The following is a 5183-nucleotide window of genomic DNA, read 5'->3' as shown; positions in this document are numbered from 1 at the left end:
CGATAGGGCAGGTCCGGACCGGTCTTGCTGCAGGTGAGTGCCGCGGCGCGGATAGCGAAGGTGAGCATGCTGCTGATCTGCTCCCGGGTCAGCTGTTGCAGGCCCTCCACCGAGTCCAGTTGCTGCTCGGTCAGCCAGGCAATCAACGCGGCCTGGAAGGTATCGCCAGCCCCAACCGTGTCCGCCATGACCACCTTGACCGCCGGGGCCGACCAGCTGCCGTGCTGGCGGCTGAACACCGTGGCGCCGTCGCCGCCGCGGGTCAGGAACACCAGTTGGCAACGGTGCTGCAACCAGCCTTGCAGGACGCTTTCCGGGGTTTTGCCGGGGTAGAGCAGGTGCAGGTCTTCGTCACTGACCTTGATCAGGTCGGCATGCTTGACCAGCTCGGCCACGCGGGCGCGCCACAGCTCGATATCCGGCTCCGGGTTCAGGCGTACGTTGGGGTCGAGGCTGATCAGGCGCTTGCCGCTTTCCCGGCGTACCAGGGCCAGCAGGGTGTCGGCAATCGGCTGCACCACCAGTGAGAACGAGCCGATGTGTACGCCACGCACTTCGTCGCCCAACGCCGGTAGATGCTCAAGTTGCAACTGGCGGTCGGCGCAACCTTCACCGCGAAAGCTGTATTGCGGTGAGCCATTGGCACCCACGGCGACCATTGCCAGGGTGGTGGGCGCTGAGAATTCCACGAGGTAATCCTCGCCCACGCCTTCGTCCTTGAGCACCTGCAACAGGCGTCGGCCCAGGTAGTCGTCGGAGATCCCGGCGAAAAAGCCCGCGTCGATTCCCAGTCGACGCAAGCCTACCGCGACGTTGAACGGCGAGCCGCCGGCAATCGCCTTGTAATTGACCCTGGATGCCTTGCCGCTGGCATCGTCCTCGCTGAAAAAATCAAACAGCGCTTCGCCACATACCAAATACATATTCGTTCGCTCTTAAAGGGATGCCACGTGCTGTTGATAACGCTCATAAGCCTGCTGGTAGGCGCTGACGCTGCCGGCATCCGGCAGTGTGCGGCTGGCTGCGTCGACGCTCACGCAGCGCTGGCACAACTGCGCCAGGCTTTCACCGGACTGGCACCACGCGGCCTGGATTGCCGCGCCCAGGGCTGCGGCTTCGCTTTGTTCGGTGCAGACCACTTCGGTGTTCATGATATCCGCGACCATCTGCCGCCACACCGGGCTTTTCGAGCCGCCACCGATCAGGCGGATGCTCTGGCTTTGCAGGCCGGTCTGGCGCAGCAGGTCCAGGCCATAGCGCAAGCCGAAGGTCGTGCCTTCGACCACGGCGCGGCACAGGTTGGCGCGGGTCAGATTGGTCATGGTCAGGCCGTGCAGGCTGCCGGTGGCGTGGGGCAGGGCGGGCACCCGCTCGCCATTGAGGAACGGCAGCATGCTCACGCCGTCGGCGCCGATCGGTGCCTGGGCCACCAACCCGTTGAACGCGGCCAGATCCAGGTCGAACAGCTCGCGGATGACCCCGGTGGCGTTGGTCAGGTTCATGGTGCAGATCAACGGCAGCCAGCCGCCGCTGGATGAACAGAAAGTCGCCACCGACGCCTGCGGGCTGACATTGGCCTGATCGGCAAAGGCATACACGGTACCGGATGAACCCAGGCTCATGGTGATCACGCCGGGGGCGATATTGCCGGTGCCAATGGCGCCCATCATGTTGTCGCCGCCGCCGCTGGACACCCGCGCATTCGGGTTGATGCCCAGGCGCTCGGCGATGGCTGGCAGGATGGTGCCCACTGGCTGGTTGGCCTCGATCAACTCGGGCAGCGCAGCTTCCAGGCGCCCGTCGGGATCGATGTGGCGCAACAGTGCCAGGTCCCATTCACGGGTGCGCACGTTGAAATAACCGGTGCCGGAGGCATCGCCGTATTCGGCGCAGGCGCGGCCGGTGAGCCAGTAGTTGAGGTAGTCGTGGGGCAGCAGGATATGCGCGATGCGCGCGAACACCTCCGGGTGCTGTTCGCGGGTCCACAGCAGCTTGGACACGGTGTAGCCCGGCGCGATGGCCACGCCGAGGCGTTCCAGGGAGCCGCTTTCACCGCCCAGGTGTTGCAGCAGGCGATCATTTTCCGGCGCGGTTTCGGTGTCGCACCACAGCTTGGCGGGGCGCAGCACCTGGCCTTGGTCACCCAGTAATACCAGCCCGTGTTGCTGGCCGGAAACGCCGATGGCGAGGATATCCTGGCCGTCCACACCGGCCTGTTGCAAGGCGCGGTGAGTGGCTTCGGTAAACGCGTCCAGCCACTCCTGGGTGTGCTGTTCGCGGCGGCCGTTGGCACCGCTGATCAGCGTGTGGCTGGCGGCGCCCAGGCCCAGGACTTTGCCGCTGCTGGCGTCCAGCACGATGGCCTTGGTGCCCTGGGTGCCGCAGTCGATGCCGAGGTAGAGGTTTTGCTGGGTCATGGTAGGTCGCTCAGCATATTGTTATGGGAGAACTCGGTCAATGTGGGAGCGGGCTTGCTCGCGAATAGGGTGTGTCAGTTATGCAAATATTGACTGATCCACCGCTTTCGCGAGCAAGCCCGCTCCCACATTTTTGATTCGGTTCCGTCAGTTGAGATTGGCGAGCAGCCGCTCCAGCGTTTTGCTCACACCCACATCCTGCAGGCTCTCGAAACACCGCTCAAACGCTGCCACAAACTCGGGCGAGTTGGGAATAGCCGTACCAAAAATCTCTTCCACCCCCAGCAGCCGCTTGCTGATCAACGCATCTTCCGTCACCAGCCCCTGGCAAAACTCGGCGCGAGGGTCTGGAATGCGGTAGATCACCCCATTCTCATCCACGCCTTTCAAGTACAACGCCCAGGCCGCCACCACCAGCGCAGCACGCTCGGTCTCGCGACCATCGGCAATCAGGCGGTTGATGGTGGGTACGGTGAACTTGGGAAACTTCGACGAACCATCGGAACACACGCGCTCCAGCTGGTCGGCAATCGCCTGGTTGGAAAAGCGGTCCACCAGGGTCTGCTTGTATTCGGTCAGGTCGATACCCGGAACCGGCGCCAGGTTGGGCGTGACGTCCAGGTCCATGTAGGCGCGCATGTAGGACACGAACAACGGGTCGTTCATGGTCTCGTGGACGAAGCGATAGCCCTTCAGGAAGCCCAGGTACGTCAATGCCAGGTGGCTGCCGTTGAGCAGGCCGATCTTCATCTCTTCATACGGTGTCACGTCGTCGGTGAACTGCACGCCCACCGTCTCCCACGCCGGGCGGCCGTTGACGAACTTGTCTTCCAGCACCCATTGCACAAACGGCTCGCAGACCACAGGCCAGGCGTCGTCGATGCCGTGATCGTCATGCAGTTGCAGGCGGTGCGCGGTGCTGGTCATTGGCGTGATGCGGTCGACCATCGCATTCGGGAAGCTCACGTTGGCCTTGATCCACTCGTGCAGGTCGGCGTCATGCAGCGCGGCGAAGGCCAGCAACGCCTTGCGAGTCACGGCGCCGTTGTGGGGCAGGTTATCGCAGGACATTACGGTAAATGCTGGCACCCCGGCCGCCCGGCGCTCGGTCAACGCCGCGCAGATAAACCCGAACACGGTTTTCGGCGAGCCCGGGTTGGCCAGGTCATGCTGGATCTGCGGCAGGTGGGCCATGAACTCGCCGTTGCTGTCGTCGATGCAGTAGCCGCCTTCGGTGATGGTCAGCGAGACGATGCGAATCTGCGGGCTGGCCAGCTTGTCGATCAACGCCTGGGCGCCGTCTTCGGCCAGCAGCATGTCGCTGATGGAGCCGATCACGCGCACTTCGGTGTCGTCGGTGTCGCCCAGTTCATACAGGGTGAACAGGTAGTCCTGGCCGGCCAGGTCGTCCCGCGCCTTGCGGTCCTCGCTGCGCAGGCCCACACCACAAATGCTCCAGTCCAGGCCTGTGCCGGTATTCATCAAGGCATCGGTGTAATACGCCTGGTGGGCGCGGTGGAACCCGCCAACGCCGATGTGCGCGATGCCCTGGCTGGTATTGGCAATCGCATAGGCCGGCAGTTGCACTTCGGGCGCCAGTTGCGTGAGGTTTTGCTTGTTCAGTTTCATCGGGAAATTCTCGCGAAATCAGGCGGCGGCGCGCAGTGGGCGGGCCACGGCAACACCCTCAGCGTCGAACAGATGGCATTGGGTCGGGTCCAGGTACAGCTGCAGGGTCTCGCCATACTGGCTGGCCATGTCGCCACGGATCCGCAGGGTCAACGGCTCCTTGCTGGCGGTAATCACATGGCAGAAGGTGTCGCTGCCGAGGCGCTCGCCGACGTCGGCGGTGACGGTCAGGGTGGCTTGCCCCGGCGCGGCGATTTCCAGGTGCTCCGGGCGAATGCCCAGGGTCACGGCGCTGCCGACGCTCAAGGTCGCGCTGCTCAGGGGCAGGCTGATGCGGCCGCCGGCGTCCAGTTCGACTTCGCAGCTCTGTGGGTCAACGCGAGTGACCTTGCCCTTGAGGAAACCCATTTTCGGCGTGCCCAAAAAGCCTGCCACAAACAGGTTGGCCGGCTGGTGATACAGCTCCAGCGGCGAGCCCACCTGTTCCACGCGGCCGCTGTTGAGTACGACCACCTTGTCGGCCAGGGTCATGGCTTCGACCTGGTCGTGGGTCACGTAGATCATCGTGGCTTGCAGCTCTTTATGCAGGCGCGACAGCTCCAGGCGCATCTGCACCCGCAGGGCGGCATCGAGGTTGGACAGGGGTTCGTCGAACAGGAAGATCTTCGGGTTACGCACAATCGCACGGCCAATGGCGACACGCTGGCGCTGGCCGCCGGACAACTGCTTTGGCTTGCGCTCAAGCAAAGGGCCCAGCTCCAGGATACGTGCTGCTTCGTTGACCTTGCTCTCGACAATCTTCTTGTCGACGCCGGCCAGGTCCAGGGCAAACGACATGTTCTTGCGCACGCTCATGTGCGGGTACAGGGCGTAGGTCTGGAACACCATTGCCAGGTCGCGCTTGGCCGGGGTGACCTCGGTGATGTCGCGGCCATCCAGCTCGATGGTGCCTTCGGTGACTTCTTCAAGGCCGGCAATCAAGCGCAGCAGGGTGGATTTGCCGCAGCCCGACGGGCCGACGAACACCACGAATTCCTTGTCGTTCACCTCAAGGTCGATGCCCTTGATGATGGAGAAGCCTTCGAAGCCTTTTTGCAGATTCTTGATTTTCAGGTTGGCCATGATGGGCCTCCGCTT

General features: G+C 63.4%; 4 protein-coding genes. All 4 read right to left on the bottom strand.

The window, feature by feature from the left end; genetic code table 11:
* Positions 1-923, bottom strand: a 923-nt coding sequence (locus JV201_RS15295; RefSeq protein ID WP_219407183.1) for a carbohydrate kinase, incomplete at its 3' end; no start/stop codon positions are given.
* A gap of 12 nt (positions 924-935) precedes the next feature.
* Complete coding sequence (gene xylB, locus JV201_RS15290; RefSeq protein ID WP_219405656.1) at positions 936-2417, bottom strand: xylulokinase; 1482 nt, start codon at positions 2415-2417, stop codon at positions 936-938.
* 147 nt (positions 2418-2564) lie between these two features.
* On the bottom strand, positions 2565-4046 hold the full coding sequence (locus tag JV201_RS15285; protein WP_219405655.1) for a mannitol dehydrogenase family protein: 1482 nt from the start codon (positions 4044-4046) through the stop codon (positions 2565-2567).
* Positions 4047-4064: 18 nt separating this feature from the next.
* Positions 4065-5168: an ABC transporter ATP-binding protein gene (locus JV201_RS15280; protein ID WP_003215310.1), complete on the bottom strand. Its 1104-nt coding sequence runs from the start codon at positions 5166-5168 to the stop codon at positions 4065-4067.
* Between the last annotated feature and the right edge of the window lie 15 nt (positions 5169-5183).

The sequence above is a fragment of the Pseudomonas sp. Colony2 genome, from assembly GCF_019382755.1.
Classification (GTDB): Bacteria; Pseudomonadota; Gammaproteobacteria; order Pseudomonadales; family Pseudomonadaceae; genus Aquipseudomonas.
The sequence above is the reverse complement of the archived record's forward strand: the minus strand, read 5'-3'. Positions and strand labels throughout refer to the sequence as shown.

What these genes read in the sequence shown, in the direction of transcription:
- JV201_RS15280 (WP_003215310.1), bottom strand. Translation starts at nt 5,168, where the DNA reads ATGGCCAACCTGAAAATCAAGAATCTGCAAAAAGGCTTCGAAGGCTTC.
- xylB (WP_219405656.1), bottom strand. Translation starts at nt 2,417, where the DNA reads ATGACCCAGCAAAACCTCTACCTCGGCATCGACTGCGGCACCCAGGGC.
- JV201_RS15285 (WP_219405655.1), bottom strand. Translation starts at nt 4,046, where the DNA reads ATGAAACTGAACAAGCAAAACCTCACGCAACTGGCGCCCGAAGTGCAA.